Origin of the sequence: Quisquiliibacterium transsilvanicum, assembly GCF_014202215.1 — a bacterium.
Lineage (GTDB): Bacteria > Pseudomonadota > Gammaproteobacteria > Burkholderiales > Burkholderiaceae_E > Quisquiliibacterium > Quisquiliibacterium transsilvanicum.
In genome coordinates, this window is record NZ_JACHGB010000001.1 from 504021 (window position 1) to 520297 (window position 16277).

The 16277-nt window shown below is 66.8% G+C and carries 10 protein-coding genes and 2 pseudogenes; 6 read left to right on the forward strand and 6 right to left on the reverse strand.

Translation table 11 applies throughout. The features are described 5' to 3' along the window. Positions 1 to 2 precede the first annotated feature (2 nt). Positions 3 to 8066 carry a SpvB/TcaC N-terminal domain-containing protein gene (locus tag HNQ70_RS02280; protein WP_246434551.1) on the reverse strand — a complete coding sequence of 2688 codons (8064 nt, stop codon included), beginning with the start codon at positions 8064 to 8066 and terminating at the stop codon, positions 3 to 5. 459 nt (positions 8067 to 8525) lie between these two features. On the opposite strand from HNQ70_RS02280, the pseudogene HNQ70_RS02285 reads away from it, so the two are divergent. The 6 genes and pseudogenes from HNQ70_RS02285 to HNQ70_RS02310 all read left to right on the forward strand — a co-directional run. Then, positions 8526 to 8714, forward strand: a pseudogene (locus HNQ70_RS02285) (phosphogluconate dehydrogenase (NAD(+)-dependent, decarboxylating)); the annotation flags it as partial. 24 nt (positions 8715 to 8738) lie between these two features. Continuing rightward, positions 8739 to 8840, forward strand: a pseudogene (locus tag HNQ70_RS20580) (hypothetical protein); the annotation flags it as partial. A 350-nt stretch (positions 8841 to 9190) separates the two neighbouring features. Next, on the forward strand, positions 9191 to 9583 hold the full coding sequence (locus tag HNQ70_RS02295; RefSeq protein WP_183963840.1) for a hypothetical protein: 393 nt from the start codon (positions 9191 to 9193) through the stop codon (positions 9581 to 9583). A 289-nt stretch (positions 9584 to 9872) separates the two neighbouring features. Continuing rightward, the gene (locus HNQ70_RS02300; RefSeq protein WP_183964292.1) at positions 9873 to 11417 is read left to right on the forward strand and encodes an FAD-dependent oxidoreductase; all 1545 of its coding nucleotides are present in this window, start codon (positions 9873 to 9875) and stop codon (positions 11415 to 11417) included. A 41-nt stretch (positions 11418 to 11458) separates the two neighbouring features. Continuing rightward, a complete protein-coding gene (locus tag HNQ70_RS02305) occupies positions 11459 to 11665 on the forward strand; it encodes a hypothetical protein (protein ID WP_183963842.1) in 207 nt (68 codons plus the stop codon). 41 nt (positions 11666 to 11706) lie between these two features. After that, positions 11707 to 12087, forward strand: a complete 381-nt coding sequence (locus HNQ70_RS02310; RefSeq protein ID WP_183963844.1) for a DUF488 domain-containing protein — start codon at positions 11707 to 11709, stop codon at positions 12085 to 12087. Here the strand turns inward: HNQ70_RS02310 and HNQ70_RS02315 are convergent. From HNQ70_RS02315 to HNQ70_RS02335, 5 genes are read right to left on the reverse strand one after another with little or no spacing between them, the layout of a single operon-like run. Beyond that, positions 11999 to 12751 carry a hypothetical protein gene (locus tag HNQ70_RS02315; protein ID WP_183963846.1) on the reverse strand — a complete coding sequence of 251 codons (753 nt, stop codon included), beginning with the start codon at positions 12749 to 12751 and terminating at the stop codon, positions 11999 to 12001. The two genes, HNQ70_RS02310 and HNQ70_RS02315, sit on opposite strands and share 89 nt — an antisense overlap. Next, positions 12748 to 13416: an SCO family protein gene (locus HNQ70_RS02320; protein ID WP_183963848.1), complete on the reverse strand. Its 669-nt coding sequence runs from the start codon at positions 13414 to 13416 to the stop codon at positions 12748 to 12750. The genes HNQ70_RS02315 and HNQ70_RS02320 overlap by 4 nt, the downstream gene beginning before the upstream one ends. 13 nt (positions 13417 to 13429) lie before the next feature. Next, positions 13430 to 14026 (reverse strand): c-type cytochrome, encoded by a 597-nt coding sequence (locus tag HNQ70_RS02325; protein ID WP_183963850.1) that lies wholly within the window; start codon positions 14024 to 14026, stop codon positions 13430 to 13432. Beyond that, entirely contained in the window at positions 14023 to 14634 is a 612-nt protein-coding gene (locus tag HNQ70_RS02330) for a cbb3-type cytochrome c oxidase subunit II (protein WP_183963852.1), read from the reverse strand. The genes HNQ70_RS02325 and HNQ70_RS02330 overlap by 4 nt, the downstream gene beginning before the upstream one ends. After that, complete coding sequence (locus HNQ70_RS02335) at positions 14631 to 16277, reverse strand: cbb3-type cytochrome c oxidase subunit I (protein ID WP_183963854.1); 1647 nt, start codon at positions 16275 to 16277, stop codon at positions 14631 to 14633. Before HNQ70_RS02335 ends, HNQ70_RS02330 begins: the two co-directional genes overlap by 4 nt.

The window sequence follows — 16277 nt, forward strand, 5'->3', positions numbered from 1 at the left end:
ACTCAGTCTCCCAGGTATTTCCACTGCACTCGATTCTGGAAAGCGGCGCGACGAGCTCCCCCGGCATTCCAGTCGTTGTTCGGATCCAATGCGCCGCCACGGCCATGACATTGAGCGCAGAACGGGTTGACGTTCTCGCCATTGCGGTAGCGCTGGGTGTCTCGTTCCATCAAGACCGGATCGATGGCGATCCAGCCTCTGGGTCGCATTTCATAGATGATGATGGGAGCCGCAATGATTCCCCCTACGGCCGCGAACGTCCCCCCCAGTGCGACGAGAGCTGCCTCGCCCATCCAGGCGCCGCCGACCATCATTCCGCCGCCGACCAGGCTTGCGCCGCCGCTGGTCACTTTGCCGGCGGTGACGATGCCGGGGTCGTGCTCGGTATCGATGCTGGCCAGCATGAACCCGCCGCCGACGACATTGAGTGCGCCGCCGCCGGCGGCGAACCATCGCGTTCCCGCGCTCATTCCGGGCGGAGGCGCAAACGGAGTCGGACCCGGATCCCCCGTCATGACCCACCTCGCTTGTCTGCCCGCCTCGATGGACACCTCTCCGGCCGATGCGCCCGGATTCGCGGCGCGTATCTGGGCTTCAATCTCCGGGATGAGATAGCGGTCCGCGAACCTGTGCTCGTTGCCGTATACGCGGCCGCTGCCGTCCAGGATCGAATAGCGAGTCTGCCCACCAACAGGATCGGTCAGCAAGGTCGTGGCGGGCCCGACCGACGTCGCATTCCAGGGTCCCGTCGCTCGCCCACTGGTCTGCAGCGGTGACATGTTCATGTTCATCACCGCCGGATCCATGTTCGATGCCGCCGCGCTCAATTCCTTCGTCCAGTGCTGTGCCTGAGTCCCTGCCGGCATGACGTTCGCGGCGCGAAAGGCCTGTCGTCCAGCCGCGGCTTCCGCTGCAAAGTCGGTGCCCGCCGGCGCAAGTGCGAACGTGCGCGGAGACGATGTCACAGGCGGAAGGGTTGGATTCAGGAAGCTCGCCAACAAGGAAGAGGCTCCGCTCACGGCGGTCGAGCTCGAAGAGTTGGGCGCGTGGCAAGTCATCGACTGGTCGTCGACGGTCGCCAGCGTCGGATCGACGCAAGACTGAGTGGCCGGGTCACACTGCGTGCCGGTCGAGTCGGTGAAGCTCAGCGGGTTGCTGCGGCCATAGACATAGGGGTTCGGACCGTCCACGAGTCCGGCAGGATCGGGCGCCGTCCACCGACCCAGCCAGTCGGCGTAGTACCTCGCTCCGTGGTAATACAGGCCGCTCTCTTCGTCGCGTTCCTTGCCCGTGTAGCGATACCGCTTCGCTGCCTCCGTCTGGCTGCGCACGGCCTGGTAGGTCGAGCTGCCGTAGGGCGCGTATTCCTCATACGAAATGATCTGGCCTTCGTCATCCAGCTCCAGGCTGGCGGAACCGAGGTGATTGCCGAACTGGTAGCGGATGAGCTGGTGCGGCGATCGCTCACTACCTGCCGTGTCGAGCGTGCATGTCTCGACGAGGGCGAGGCGCCCGGTGTCGTCCATCACATGCAGCGTCTCACGCTCCAGAGTGATGGTGTCGGCACCGATGGACCCCCTGTGCTTGCGGAAGATCTCGAAGCCGCCGATGTAGAGGCGCTCTTCGGTCAGGCCTGGTGCCTTTACCCACACTTTTCGCACGCGCTGGCCTGAAGCGTCGTACACATGGAAGGCTGTGCCACCGCCACCCAGGTCTGTCTGGCGCAACTGGTCCTTGTAGTCCCAGTGCATGTTTGGCCCGGGCATGCCGCCGCCCAGGTGTGGCATGCGCAGCTCGTTACCGTGGGCGTCATGCAGGTGCGCTTCCGGCCGCGGGATGTTGCCCGCAGGGTGCAGCGTGGTGCTGGTCAGGCGGTTGCTGTTCTTCAGCAGCGTGCCGCTGCTGCCGTCGTCGATCAGGCTGGGTTCGAGGTAGTCATAGGCCCGCGTCCAGCCGGCATGAGCAAGGTTTCCGCCGCGGTGCTGCATCTGCAGGAAGTTGCCGACGGCGTCGTACACATAGCGCTCGATGTATGTACCCATGGCATTGCCGTCATTCGCGGCATAGCGGCCGGCCGGATCGGCACTGACCAGGCCCACGCGTTCGGCATCGTTGCCCTGCCCCAGGTGTTCGCGACCCGTGGCCTCGATCAGGCGATAGAGCGCGTCGTAGGTGTAATCGTTGCCCGGCTCGACGCGCCTGTTCCTGAAGTGGATGGTCTGCTGCGCGTCGTCCCGGATATGCGTGATGTTCCCTGCCGGGTCATAGGTGTAGTGCAGGTTCTGCACCTGTCTGCCTGGCCAGCCGGCGACGGGAGGCTGCGGATCGTCGCGGGGGAATTCAGCCGCCTTGCGCCTGGTCTGCAGTTGGGTGAGCCGGAATGTGAACGGGTCGTAGCTGTAGGAGGTGCTGGCGCCGTTCTTGAACTCGATGAGCAGGCGCTGTCCCCTGGCGTCGTAGTCGATGTTGGCGACGCCGACCGGTGACGCTGCTTCGTCGGCCGGGTCCAGCACCGCGCCGGGTTCTGCCGCGCGCCCCAGCCACACATCCACCCGCTCGAGAAAATTCGCCTCGTTGAATACCGGCTGAATCACGTTGAACTTCCCGCGCGCCAGGCTGCTGCGCGGCGCGATGGATTGGATGGGGCGGTTCAGCGCGTCGTAGCGAACGACGCCCTCGAAGACTTCATCATCCAACTTCGGATCCATCAACCAGTCGGCAATGGCGGTGTAGTCGCGAAGCAGTCGCCGCGTGCTGCGCAACTGGTTGCCCTTGAAGTCGTAAGCCTCCATCGGGTTGTCGTCGGTATCGAGCCGCGCATTGGTGGCCACCCCGGCCGAGTCGAAATGCCGATAGATCCGGGTACGCAGATTGAGCGCTTCGGCATCTGGCACTGCCTCGCCGTACTCGACCTTGTCGACGAGAATGTCGCGACCGAGGGTGCGGGGATCGGATTGAACACTGGTGCCGCGGACAATCTGCTCCACTGCGCGGCGCAAGGCGTCGTACCGGGTGGTGAAGTTGTGGCCGCGGCTGTCCCACGCGCGAATGGGCTTTCCGGCCACGTCGTTCAACACCCAGCGCGCGCCGGCTTCCATGCTGAGCTGGTGGACGCGGCTGCCGAGCATGTCGTAGGTGGAGCGCATGACGATACGACCGAGCGGGTCGTCGGACTGCTGGATGGAGTCGCGTGCGGCGCGCTGGTTGCCTTCGATGTCCAGTACGGCGCGGGTGGCGACACCGTCCTCGCTGCCGTCGAGGTCGTGTCCGGCGCAGTCGACACGATTGCGCGCCAGGGTCAGGAAGGGCCGTCCCAAGGCATCTAAATGCGCCGCAGTCGGCGTGTCTGCGTGGGCTGCGGCACGCTCTGCGGCCCTTTGCTCGTCCGTTCCAAGCGCGCCGCCGATACGCTCGGCGAACCAGGTTTGCCAGCTTGCGGGCTGGGTCTTGAAGTACTCGGCGACATAGCCGCCGATGTCCGGATCGGTGCGCGGGTCGCCGGTCTGCGCGTTGCGCGGCGCGCAGGTGTCGTTGACGTCCCAGGTGGTCTGCTGCCACGCATCGAGAACCACCTTCTCGTAAGTGTGGTTGGCGTGCAGCGTGGCGACGACGCGCTGGGCCGGGTCGTAGAACAGCACCGGGCTGACGCCGATGCGGACATCGAACTCGAAGCGGTGGGTGTCGCTGAAGAAGGGCTCGAACTGGCGGACCGGCTTGCCCTTGTTGTTGAACACCGTCCAGCCGCTGCCGACCCAGCGCGGGGCCCCAGCCGGCCCGGGCTCCGCCTGGACCTTCCTCTGGATCTCGCGGCCAAAGCCGTCGGAGCAGGTGAAGCTGAGCTGGATCTTCATGCCTTGCAGCGGCAAGGGATCGCTCGCATGCGTCTCACGAACAAGCGTGGCGGCGCAGGCCGGCTGCCACCTGGCAGGGTCGCGAGGGTTTGCCAGCCGGGTGCGGCGGAAGCGGTCGACGTCGTAGACGATGCGGGTCGTCGCGTCTTTCAGCAGCGCCGTCGCGTTGGCATGTGGATCGGGCGCGTCGAACAAGCCATCCAGTTCGGCTTGCGTGAGGTCTGCAGCGAAGCCGTTCAATGCGTCGCCTTCCGCCGGCGCAGGCAGCGGTTTGCCCATGACCGCGGTGCCAACCGGCATGCCCAGCGTATCGAAGACGACTTCAGTCTGGTTGCGGTTGGAGTCGCTGACCAGGCGCGGTTGCAGGACACGGTAATCGTTGGCGTTGACGGTGACTCGATTGCCGAGTGCATCGCGAGTCTCCGTCACGAGCAGGTCGTAAACGTCGAAGTCGATGAGGGAGCTCTCGCCGACAGGACCGAGATAGCGACGCGCCAGGAAGAAATGCGCGCTCGCTTCCGCCAGCTCGTCTGCGGGCGCGACGTCTCTCAAGTGATAGAACACCTGGCCAGAAGGTGCCCACCAGTGGCCGTTCGCATCCAGGTCGACGTAGCCGCCGGTCGAGTCGCCTCGTCCGCCCAATACGATTGCCGGATCCGGCAGCAATGCTTCGACGGGCTGCCCTGGACGAGGACGCTGAAACGCCTCATCGAGGAAGCCTGGCGTGAAGGCCAGCTTGTAACTCTCGCCGGCGAGGCAAAGCGATTGGATTTCACCCAGCGGCAGGAACCCGCTCATATCGTTGCGCCGATAGAGCGTTCGCGATCGCTTGACCGGACGCCGCCGCCGGCTTCCCGAAGCCGTCGCTTCATAGGCGACTTCCGGCTCGCAATACTTGTGGCGCAGACGACCCGGATGTGCCGGATCAGGCTCGACGAAGTCGGAAGCCTGGTACCGGCCGCCCCTGCCGGTTGCCGTGTAGCCGGTCAGCTCGAAGCTTGTCGTTTCGCAAGCCAGCGGATTGCGTTGCGCGTCAGGCAACGTCACTGCGTTGGTAAAACGCGTCTCGGAATAGCTCAGCAGCGCCGACGTCTGCCGGTCGCGATCCCAATGCGTCGACAACGGTGAAGCGCGGCGGCCGTAGCCGACAGTTGCCTCCTTGAGGGGGTTGCCAAAGTCGTCGACTTCCAGCGTGAGCGCCTGCTGAATGCGCGGATCTCTCGGATTGCGCTCGTAGTGGTAGGTGATCGCCTCGCGTGCGTGTGTGAAGAACACCGCGTAGCGATTGAGCCCTCGGCGCTGCAGCACCCGGATCTTGAAGTTCTGTTCTGTGACCGAGTACGGCGTCCGTGCTCGCCGCACTTGCGCAGCGGTTGCAAGAGGGCCCTCGGCGTCGTCTGCGTAGACCTCCTGGCGCAGCAACGAGCCTTTCAGCGCACGTGAGGCTTCGCGCTCCTCTTCCGGCGTCAGCCCCGGCGGGAGGATGGTGTCGTCGAGGAGCTGCGCCCGGGCAGCGCTGAGAGGCGATCCAGGCTCGCGGAAGTACTCGTCCTCGAGTTGACGCGAGACACCTGGCCCACCGAGCCAGATGCCGGTGTGGAACCAGGACTTAGTGTGCACAGGCGGGACGTTGGATTCAGCACCGAGGTTCCCGGCCGGAACTCGACCACCGTCGAGCGCCGCGAACTGCTCCGTGTCCCACTGTTCCACCATGCCGAAGCCACGGAACTCGCGCTCTTCACCGTCGTAGTGCCCGTGGTGATACGCAAAGCGAGTCACGAATCGATTCCGGCTGACGTGATCGAAAGACTCGCTGCGTTCGAGCACGTGCACCGGGAACGGCAGACGTGTAAGCCACGGGCGTCCGGCTTCCCGGTCGGCCAGGTAGAACTTGGTTGAAGACGCGTAGGTCAGGCGCGTTTCGGCGCCTAGCTGGTTGTCCCAGCGGACCAGCAGGTGAGGCTTGATGCCGCACATGAGGTCGATGAACTGCACCGGACGCCATGCGATGCCTGGAAGCGCTGTCGACCATACCAGGCACGCTGTGCCGCGCCCGAGCAGATCGAGAACGTCGAGTGCCACGCCTTCGGTCAGCACCATCTCCGAAATCATGCGCGGCGCGCTCAGTCCGTTCCCGCTTTCATTCAGGAACACCTTGACGCCCCGGCGTCCGGCGTAGATCACGTCGGTCGGTCCGGAGCCATCGGTGTCGGCGAAACGCAGCAGACGCGCGTCGAAAATGCCGTCTTCGTCGAAGCGCGGCGAGCCGTCCATCGTGACTTTCGGCCCGAAGCGTCCGTGGCCCAGATTCGGCCAGTAACAGACTTCGCCGTTCCGAACCCGGACGAGATCCGCCAGACCATCACCCGACATGTCGGCGAGGAACACGGTCTGGTCCGCTTGCCCGAGCAGCACGCGCGGACCGCCCTCCTCGTCCCAAGGCACACGCACGCGGACTGCCTCGCCGAAGCCGCCGTCGCCGAGCGACGGATGCCAGGTAATCGCCTGATCGTCGGTAATCAGGATGTCGGCAAGCCCGTCACCCGAAAGATCGGTCAGACGAACGTTGGCACTGTTGAAATCGACGAGCGGGAACGAGCGGAACGGACGGAACGGCGCCCAGCCCCCGTCCTCGGTGCGATCGAAATAGCCGCCGGTGCCCTGGGTGAGCGTCGCGAGCTCGAGGCGGCCATCCGAGTCGAGATCGATCAGTTGCGCTCGACCACCCTCGCCCGCGGGCCTGGTGCGCACCACCTGCACGGGCCCGAAGCGGGCATGCCCACGGTTCGGCTTGTAGTACCACACGCCCGACTCTTCGGCGAGCACGCCGGCGATACCTTCGCCATCGAGATCGGTCCACTGGTAGCCCTGACCTGTGACTCCGGTGGGAAGATTCTCGAGGCTCTCGCGCGGCAGCTGCTCGACTTTCCATTCTCGCGGCGCCGGATCGTCGAGCGCGCTCGGCGCATACTCCAGCAGCAGCGCCGGCATCGAGCGGCGCCGATACGATCCGTCATCGAGCAAGCGATAGCTCGATTGCGTGACGCGTGACAGGCGCGTGCCGAGCGCTCTCTCGTCGTAATCCAGCTGGAGATCGCGCACGAGCGTTCGCTCGCTATCGAGCATCTCCGGCATGCGATGGGCGACGAGAATTCGCCGGCACAATCGATGTGTACGGATCTCGAACCCCGAGCGCGATTTCGAAAACGGATCGCGGCGCGCACGCCTCGGACGCGACGGAGCGCTCGTCCAGCGCACGCGCTCGAATCCGTCTGCCTCCGGTTCGTGCAAGAACGGCTCGTCGCCGTAGTCGAGCACGACTTCGAACAACCATCCGGTTTCCGGATCGATGTGCGGCCGCGGAAGATGACTTCGACGCGCCGACTCGGTTGACGCATCCAGCAGCACCGGGATGCGGTTTCCGTAACGGACGCGCTTCAAGTACCGGTTGGCGCTCCGTGAACGCAGGCGTTCGCTCGCGCGCGTGAGGTCGACACCCTCGTCGCCTTCGGCCGCGTATTCATACTCGATGGCGTTGCCGCGATCGTCGTAGCTGCGGCACACGAGCCACTCGAAAACGCGCTGCGCATCATCCGGATCTGCGATGCGTGATTCGCGCGTTTCGCCGTATACGGTGAGAATGTTGTCTCGAGAGACAGTGCGCCAGTGCGTCTCGCCGTCCACGATGCGCGTCCAGCTCTCGATCCGCGCGAACATCCCTTCGATGCGGGGTCGATAGCTACGCACAAAGTATCCGTTCGCGACTCGGTGCGGCGCCCACGGCGCATCTTCTGCGCTGATGGGGACGAGATCTTCCGCTCCCGAAAGCAGAAAGATGTCTGCTGCGGCGTCAGCCGCCGCGATGGTCTCCGCACTGCGGGCAAAGGGCAGGTGGCGCGGAACGCCCTTGTCCATGCGCTTCGAAATCGAGGGCAGACTCAGCGACCAGCCGAGCCCGTAAGGGCTGTTGCCCGATCCGGAGCTGTAGGAAAGCGTCAGCGCGGGCTGGAACTCGCCGCGGCTCTTGCTCAGCGGTACGGGAATCGTGAGCGTGGCCGTCCCGTTTGCCGGATTGGTCTGGACCTTCTCGCCCAGACCCCGGATGGCACCGCCACCCTTGGGCAAACTTATTGCCGGCGCGGAGGCCGAGAAGGACTGCTGATCCGGCGCGGACCGGCCCAACTCTGAGCGCATCGAGCCAAGTTCCTCGGCCATGGAGCCCTCCCCTTCAACATGCGTTCATGGCGCCTGGCCTTCAACAGGGGGCCGGCCTCTGAACACATGCTTCTCGTGAGCATCTCCCGATGCGTCACCGCGGCGAATCCGGCGCGGTGCGCTTCTGCGCTTACGATACGCCCTTGCCTTGCCACGGTAAACCGATTGCTGCCAACCGCTGCCGCTTGCCGGTACCCGGCGGCCCGAAGGCCCTTCAACGCCCTGAGCCCGGCGTTGCCGCGCGGGGCGAAGCCAATCGGCGGATAGTGCTTCACGCCGATCAAGCCGTTGGTCTGGATAAGCACGTTACGGTCGTACTCGGCGCCGCCCCGCTCGTCGAACACCGAGATCTCGAACTGGCCCTCGCCGGTCCTCGACGCCGAAATCTCGAACGCGAAGGCGATGACGTGCGACTCGCGGTTCCGCGGCCGATACACGAGCTTGCCCTGGAGCGCGCAGGGTCGCGTTGCCGATTCTGGCGAAGGCCGCTGGACCCTCGAGGCTGCCATCGACACCGGCACGCCGGCGCCGGTGCGGGCCACGGCGCTCTTCGCACGCTTCGCCTCGCGCGGGTCCGGAGATTTCGCCAATCGCGTGCTCACTGCGATGCGCCGAGAATTCGGCGGTCACGAGGAGCGCGGGGAATGAACGCCCCCCAGCGACGCCCTGCTGCTGTTCGACGCGACCGGCGACCTCGCCCAACGGAAGATCTACCCCGCGCTGCAGGCGCTCGTCGCCAGCGGAAGCCTCGACATGGAGGTGATCGGCATTGCGCGCTCCGGGTGGGGGCTCGGCCAGGCGCAGCGCCCGCAACGGCCCGGGCACGGACCAGAATCGCTGGGAGGAGGATGCAGGGATCAACACCTTCACCCTCGCCGTCTCCATCGCCGCACTGGCGGCTGGTGGCGAGTTCGTCGAGCCGGCCGCGCGCGAGTTCGTGCTCGCGCTGGCCGACGACTGGAACGCACGCATCGAAGACTACACCGCTGTTTCAGGCACGGCGCTGGCGCATCGGTCGGGCGTCTCGGGCTGCTACGTGCGAGCGCGGACAACACGAGCTGCTGGCCGGTCGCGATCCGCTGCCCTATCTGCGGGCGATGGCAAATATGGCGAGTGCTGGCGGAATGCTGCCCGAGCAGGTCTGGGACGGCGCGCCGCTGCCCGGGCAGCGGCTTCATCCGGGGCGCCCGACCGGCTCCGCCATGCCTCTGGCGTGGGCTCATGCCGAGTTCGTCAAGCTCGCGCTGTCGTGCAGCGACAAGCGGCCCTGCGACTGCCCGGCCGCCGTCTGGAAGCGATACGGCGGCCGACTGCCGGTGCCGAGCCTGGGCCTGCACATCCCGCGATTGCCCACGGCAGCGCTGCGCGATGGCCAGGCGATCGACTTCGCCTGGCGCCGGCAGACGTGCAGCCAATGGACGGGGGTCGATCACCGCCTGCTGCTCTCGGCGGCCGCGACACCGCCTATGCCGTCCCCGCTGGATCCGGTCGTGGACCAGGCGTCGCCGGCGCAATGACGACGCAGCGCGTCGAACTCCGCCACGATGCGGCATCTCCCCCGAAGCGGGGCAGCATCAACGGCAACCAGTCTCGTGCTTGTGGGAGCCTGCAAAGAGGCATACGCTAAGCATCTATCAAGGGCTTCCGTGCATGGCCTCATCGAGCGGTCCAGGCGGAGCGTTACTCGACCGCCGGGCTTCGCACCTGCCGCGCATGGTCAAGATCCGGAACGCGGCGGCGCTGCGGTCGTCGGGCCCGGGGGCAAACGCGGCGCATCGAGCGCCAGACGCTTGCTGGAGGATTGCCATGAACGAAGTGAACCCCGAACTCACCGGCCCCGACTTTTGCAAGGGCGTACCTGGATCGGCACTGCGCGACGGTGTTCCGCTGCTGGGGCACGCCCAGGGCGAGCAGATGATCCTGGTTCGCCGCGGCGAGGCGTTCTTCGCAGTTGGCGCCGTGTGCACGCACTATGGCGGCCCGCTGGCCGAGGGCCTGGTGGAAGGCGACTGCGTGCGCTGCCCATGGCACCACGCGTCATTCAGCCTGCGCACCGGCCAGGCGACGCGCGCACCGGCGCTGAACGCGCTGACGTGCCGGCGCGTCGAGCAGCGCGCCGGCATGGTGTTCGTCGGCGACAGGATCGAGCGTGCCTCGGCACCATCGGCGCGCGCACCGGGCGCGCCGGCGCATCCGGAGTCGATCGTCATTGTCGGCGGTGGCGCGGCAGGCAATGCCGCGGCCGAGATGCTGCGGCGAGAGCACTACGAAGGGCCGATCACGCTGCTCAGCGCGGACGACTCGCTGCCCTGCGATCGCCCCAACCTGTCCAAGAGCTATCTGGCCGGCACGGCGCCCGAGGACTGGATCCCGCTGCGTACGGCGGAGTTCTACCGCGAGCACCACATCGACCTGAAGTTGAACGCGCGAGTCATTGCGATCGACCCGCTGAAGCGCCGGGTGCAGCTGGAGAGCGGCAGCGGCCAGGACTACGGCGCGCTGCTGTTGGCCACCGGCGCCGACCCCGTGCGGCTCGACGTACCCGGTGCCGGCCTGCCCCATGTGCACTATCTGCGCAGCTGGGCCGACAGCCGCGCGCTCGTCGCCTCGGCGGCGAAGGCGCGACGGGCAGTGGTGATCGGCGCCAGCTTCATCGGACTCGAGGTCGCCGCATCGCTGCGCGCACGCAAGGTCGAGGTGCATGTCGTGGGGCGCGAGAAGGTCCTGATGGAGCGCGTCCTGGGCACCGAGGTCGGCGCGTTCCTGCGCGGATTGCATGAAGAGCACGGCGTCGTCTTTCATCTGGGCGCGACCCCTGCGTCGATCGGCCCGAGCGCCGTGACGCTGGCCAGCGGGGAATCGATCGACGCCGACCTGGTCGTCGTCGGCATCGGCGTGCAGCCCGCGCTCGGACTCGCCCGCCAGGCCGGGCTCGCGATCGATCGCGGCGTCAGCGTCGACCGCTATCTGGCAACCAGCGTCGCCGGCATCTACGCAGCCGGCGACATCGCACGCTGGCCGGACCGGCTCGGTGGCGAGCCGATCCGCGTCGAGCATTGGGTCGTGGCCGGGCGCGCTGGTCAGACTGCGGCGCGCAACATGCTCGGTCAGCGCGAGCCCTTCGACATGGTGCCGTTCTTCTGGACCGAGCAGTACGACTTCAGCCTGGCGTATGTCGGGCACGCCGAGCGCTTCGACAGGGTCGAAATCGACGGCACGCTGGCGTCACGCGACTGCAAGCTCAGCTACAGCCGGGGCGGAAAGCGGCTGGCCGTTGCCGTCGTGCGCCGCGATCTCGAAGGCCTGCGCTGCGAAGTCGAGCTCGAGCGCGCAATCGCCTCGAGTGAGTGAACGATCCGCATCAGGCCAATCCCTTTCTTCAGGAGCGGATCATGGACGACACCCTCTATCCCGATGCAACGGTCGAGCTGCATCGCCAGCGCCAGGCGCTGGCGCCGGCTGCCGCCGCGGCATTCAAGGCCTTCGGAGAAGCCGTCTTCGCCGCCGAGATGCGTGCCGGGGGCGCCTATGCACACTCGAACCTGGCGCTCGACACCATGAACCAGGTGGCGGCGAGGAAGGGTGGCCCGGCTGCCTGAGCCGGGGCGTACTCCCACCACACCACTCCGGCCGAATCCCGATGAGCACGCGCATCGCCACCGACCAGGTCAGGCTCAAGCGCGCCTACGAGGCAGCTGAATCGAGCGACGGTCTGCGTGTGCTGGTCGATCGACTCTGGCCGCGCGGTGTCACCAGGGAAGATGCGGCGCTGGACCTGTGGCTGAAGGAGCTGGCGCCGAGCACAGGGTTGCGAAAGTGGTTCGGACACGACCCGGCGCGCTGGCCGGAGTTTCAGCGCCGCTATGGCGAGGAAGTGCTCGGGCACCCCGAAGCTTTCGAGCATCTGTGCGACCTGGCACGAACGCAGAGGGTCACGCTCGTCTTTTCCGCCAAGGACGAAGACCACAACGACGCGGTCGTCCTGCGCAGCCTGCTGCTGGGTGCAGGCAAGGCCGAATAGCCGATATCGGTGCCGGAGTCTGTCGCGCCACTTCCCGCTCGTCGAGATCGGCACTGGCTGGCTGATCGCCAGCCTGGTGCGCCTGATCAAGCCCCGGCCGTCTATCGACAGTCATGGCCCGCCGAATCGCCATCGCGCCCAGGGCGATGGCCAGCAGCATCAGGCCAATTCCGGCGTGGCGCTGGTCGCCGTGCAGGTAGTTCACGCACAGCTGCTGCGGCGTGTCCAGGAACAGCATGCCGGCGGTGGCGGTCATCCAGGCGATGTTGCCGACCAGAAACAGCAGCACTTCGGGGTCGAGCCGGCGCCAGCTGTCGGCCAGCAGCCAGCCGGCAAGCCACCAGCTGGCGACCTTGGCCGCGGCCACGCCCGGCGACATCAGCGAGAGGTCGAGCAGCGACGGCAACATCCAGCTGGCAGCCACCAGGCTGGTCAGGGTAGCGCCCGTCCAGCCGCGCCAGTCCAGCCAGTGCACGAAGGCGATCCGCGGCCCCAAGCGCTGCGCAGCCCAGCCGGCGGCGAACAGCAGCGGAAACTCCAGCAGCATGTGCAGCGACATGCGGCCTTCGATCGTGTGGCGCAGCGCCGGCCACAACAGCAGCAAAGGCAGCGCGGCGAGCAGTGCCCACGGCGCCGCCGGCGAAAACGCGGCGTTGCGCCTCATCCTGCCGTCAGCTTGCGCGCTGCGGCCAGTGCACGCGGCCATTCGTCGAAGCCGAACAGCCCACGCAGCCGGCCATTTCGATCGAGCAAATGGATGTCGCCGTTGTGCACGAAGCCGCCTGCACCGTCGGGTATGGCCACCACGCCCAGGCTGCGCAACAGCGCGCGCGAGTCGGCTTCGCCGTCCGGAACTGCAAAACGCCAATGCACTTCCTGCGCGCCCCACTGCGCGGCGGCGCGCTGCAGTTGCGGCACGCCGTCGTGCGCCAGGTCGAACGACACCGACAGCAGTTGCACGCCGCGGTAAGCCGGGTCGTGCTGACCGCGAACGATCAGCTCGCGCTGCATCTGCTGGTACTCGCTGCCCAGCGCCCGGCACAAGCCCGGGCAGCGCGTGTAGATGAAGTCGACCAGGTAGGCCGACGGCACCGCGCTGTCCGCATGCCACGGGGCCGGTGCGACGCTGCCGTCCGAATGGCGCAGCGTCACCACGGGTGCCCGCAGTTGCCCCTCGGCGACCTGCAACTGGCGGAGGCCTTCGAAGGTCCAGACATCGAAGCCGCTGGTCTGGCGCCACGCACCCCAGATGAAGGCGACGCTGAGCGCCAGGCACAGCGCCGCGCTGCACCATCGCGACAAGGCTTCGGACGGGAGTGCCGAGCGCATGACGCCGCGTCTGCTACTTCAGCGCAGCCAGGCCGGCGTCACCGTCGTACGGCTCGACCTGCCCCTCGGTGTCCTTGCGCACCTGCGCCACGGAGTCGGCAGAGACCGCGCCGGCCTGGTTGCCCCAGGCGCCACGAACGTGCGTCAGCACGGCAGCGATCTCGGCGTCCTGCAGCTGGTCCTTGAAGGCCGGCATCGCTCCGTTGTAGGTCTTGCCGCTGACGGTCATCGAGTTCCTGACGCCATGCAGCACGATTGCCGTGAAGGTGCGTGCCTCTCCCGCCACCCATTCGGAGCCGGCCAGCGGCGGAAAGACTCCCGGCAAGCCCTGGCCGCTGGCCTGATGGCATGCCGCGCAGCGGGCAGTGAACACGGCAGCTCCATCCACTGCGCTGCCCGCGGCAGCTGGTGCCGGGCCTTGCAGGTCGGCCACGGCCCGGCTGTCGCCCCAGGTCGGCGCATTGCTCATCGTGGTGCGCACGATATAGACGACGCCGAAGGTGAACAGCACCGCGGTGAGCAGGATCACGAACCACGGCATCGGGTTCGTGCCCTCCTCCGGCTCGGGGTTCTCGCGCTGCTGCTGGGTGTGGATTTCAGGCTCGCTCATCGCGTTGCCCCTGAAGCGGCCGGATCGGCCGGCGCTGCCAGGACGGGAGTGCTCCGGTTCAGCGACTGCAGGTATCTGACGAGGTCCAGCGCCTCGGGCCGCGCCACCACCACCTGCCCGGCCGGCGCGGCGCTGGGCGGCAGCTCGAGCACGCGGTCTTCCTTGTCGGCCCTGGCCTTGCGCTCGAAAAGAAACGGAAACGCCGGCATGGTGCTGCCGGGCACATAGGCGCGCGGCTGGTACAGGTGGCCCAGCTGCCAGTCTTCGCTGGGCTGTCGCACACCGATGTTCATCAGGTCGGGCCCGGTGCGGCTGGTGCCCAGCAGGTGCGGGTCGTCGTAGGCATAGTCGCCTGCCACGGTGGCACGGCCCCAGCCGCGCGCGAAGTCAGGCGCCATTTCCTTCGGGCGCGGCTGCTGCGAATGGCAATAGACGCAGCCGCTGGCAATGTAGACCTCGCGCCCGCGCAACTCGGCACTGGTGTAGGGCTTGAGCCCCGGTGATGGCTTCACGTCGTGCACCTGCAGGTACGGTATGACCACCAGCGCGCTGGTCGACAGCGCCAGCATGACCATCGCACCCGAGATCAGCTTGAGCTCGTTCTTCACGACACAAGCTCCCGGCTCGAGAAGCGCCGGAACAGCGCGGGCTTGTCACGCTGCGGTCCGAAGTTGGTGACCAGCAGGACGAAATGCAGCGCGAACACCAGATGGCCCAGCACCATGAACGCGCCGCCGATGCTGCGGCCCTGCAGGTACGGCAAGGTGACGGCAACCGAATCCATGAACGGCCTGGCGGCGTCGAGCATCGCTTCGCCCTGCAGCCAGCCGCCGATGCTCAGACTGATGAAGTAGGTCGCAAACCCCGTGCTGACCAGCCAGAAGTGCAGGCTGATCATCCACGGGTAAGGCCACTCGCGCGCGGTCACGCGCGGCATCGTGAAGTACATCGCGCCGAAGAAGACGAAGCTGACGAAGCCGTACAAGCCCAGGTGCGCATGGGCCACCGTGTAGTGCGTGAAATGAGTGATGACGTTGACGCTGCGCAAGGCCTCCAGCGAACCCTGAATCGAACTGGCCGTGTACATCAGGCCGCCCACGCCGATGAAGCGAAGCGTCGGCGAATCGCGCAGCGCGCCCAGGTGGCCCTGCAGGGTCTGGTACTGGTTGACGGTGAAGGCCGCCACCGGAATGATCATCATCATGCTCTGCACGATCGACAAGGTGATCATCCAATGCGGCACCGGCCCGCCGATCAGATGATGGCCGCCGACCTGGCCGTAGAAGAAGGCCAGCCCCCAGAAGCCGAGCAGCGAGAGGTTGTACGACTGGATCGGCCGCCCGATGATCTTGGGCAGAAAGTAGTACACCGAGGCCAGCGCCAGCGGTGTGTAGAACAGACCCAGCACGTTGTGGCCGAACCACCAGTTCATCGTCGCCTGTTCGACACCGCGGTGCACGCCGGGCACCTTGGCGACGATGAACAGCACCGGTATCCAGAACAGCGCGCACGCCATGTACCAGACCGACACGTACAGGTGGTCGACGCGGCGGTTGACCAGGGTGAAGACCAGCGGCAGTGCGATCAGCGCGCCGCCGAGCGCGAACAGGGTGCCGATCTGCCAGGGAATCTCCAGCCATTCGAGCCCGTCGCTGACGCCCGCGCCGATGCTGCCCAGGCCGGCGATCAGCGCAGCGTTCCACAGCACGCCGCCAGCAAACGCATAGCGCGCGCCGATCAGCGGCGTCTTCAGCAGGCGCGGAATGATGAACAGCGCCACTCCAAGCCCGGCCATCGGCGCCCAGCCATAGGCCACTGCGTTCAGGTGGATGGTGCGGATGCGCCCGAAAGTCAGCCAGGCCTGCTGCACCAGCCAGTCGGGCTCGTGCAGCTTGATCGACGCGGTCAGGCCGGCGGCCGAGGCCACCAGCAGCCAGACGATGGCGCAGCAGAAGAAGAAGAACACCACCGGCCCGGTGGAGGCGTCGGCGCGCGCACGCTCGCGCAGTTCGTCGCTGTCGTGGTGGCCGGTGGCACCGCCCTGCGCAGCGTCGCGCGTGCGCTGCAGCGCACCGCGTCCGGCAGCGGTGGCTGCGGGCTCTTCGATGCGGCCGATTTCGCCCGGCGCGAAGATCACTTCGGCGCCCCTGCTGCTGCGGTCGAACAGGCCAGTGCGCTGCGACCAGATGAAGACCAGCAACGCGACGAACGACAGCACGAAGGCCGACAGCAGGATGGCAACGGTGTTCAT

What these genes read in the sequence shown, in the direction of transcription:
- HNQ70_RS02305 (WP_183963842.1), top strand. Translation starts at nt 11,459, where the DNA reads ATGGACGACACCCTCTATCCCGATGCAACGGTCGAGCTGCATCGCCAG.
- HNQ70_RS02310 (WP_183963844.1), top strand. Translation starts at nt 11,707, where the DNA reads ATGAGCACGCGCATCGCCACCGACCAGGTCAGGCTCAAGCGCGCCTAC.
- HNQ70_RS02325 (WP_183963850.1), bottom strand. Translation starts at nt 14,026, where the DNA reads ATGAGCGAGCCTGAAATCCACACCCAGCAGCAGCGCGAGAACCCCGAG.
- HNQ70_RS02320 (WP_183963848.1), bottom strand. Translation starts at nt 13,416, where the DNA reads ATGCGCTCGGCACTCCCGTCCGAAGCCTTGTCGCGATGGTGCAGCGCG.
- HNQ70_RS02295 (WP_183963840.1), top strand. Translation starts at nt 9,191, where the DNA reads ATGCTGCCCGAGCAGGTCTGGGACGGCGCGCCGCTGCCCGGGCAGCGG.
- HNQ70_RS02300 (WP_183964292.1), top strand. Translation starts at nt 9,873, where the DNA reads ATGAACGAAGTGAACCCCGAACTCACCGGCCCCGACTTTTGCAAGGGC.
- HNQ70_RS02315 (WP_183963846.1), bottom strand. Translation starts at nt 12,751, where the DNA reads ATGAGGCGCAACGCCGCGTTTTCGCCGGCGGCGCCGTGGGCACTGCTC.
- HNQ70_RS02280 (WP_246434551.1), bottom strand. Translation starts at nt 8,066, where the DNA reads ATGGCCGAGGAACTTGGCTCGATGCGCTCAGAGTTGGGCCGGTCCGCG.
- HNQ70_RS02335 (WP_183963854.1), bottom strand. Translation starts at nt 16,277, where the DNA reads ATGAACACCGTTGCCATCCTGCTGTCGGCCTTCGTGCTGTCGTTCGTC.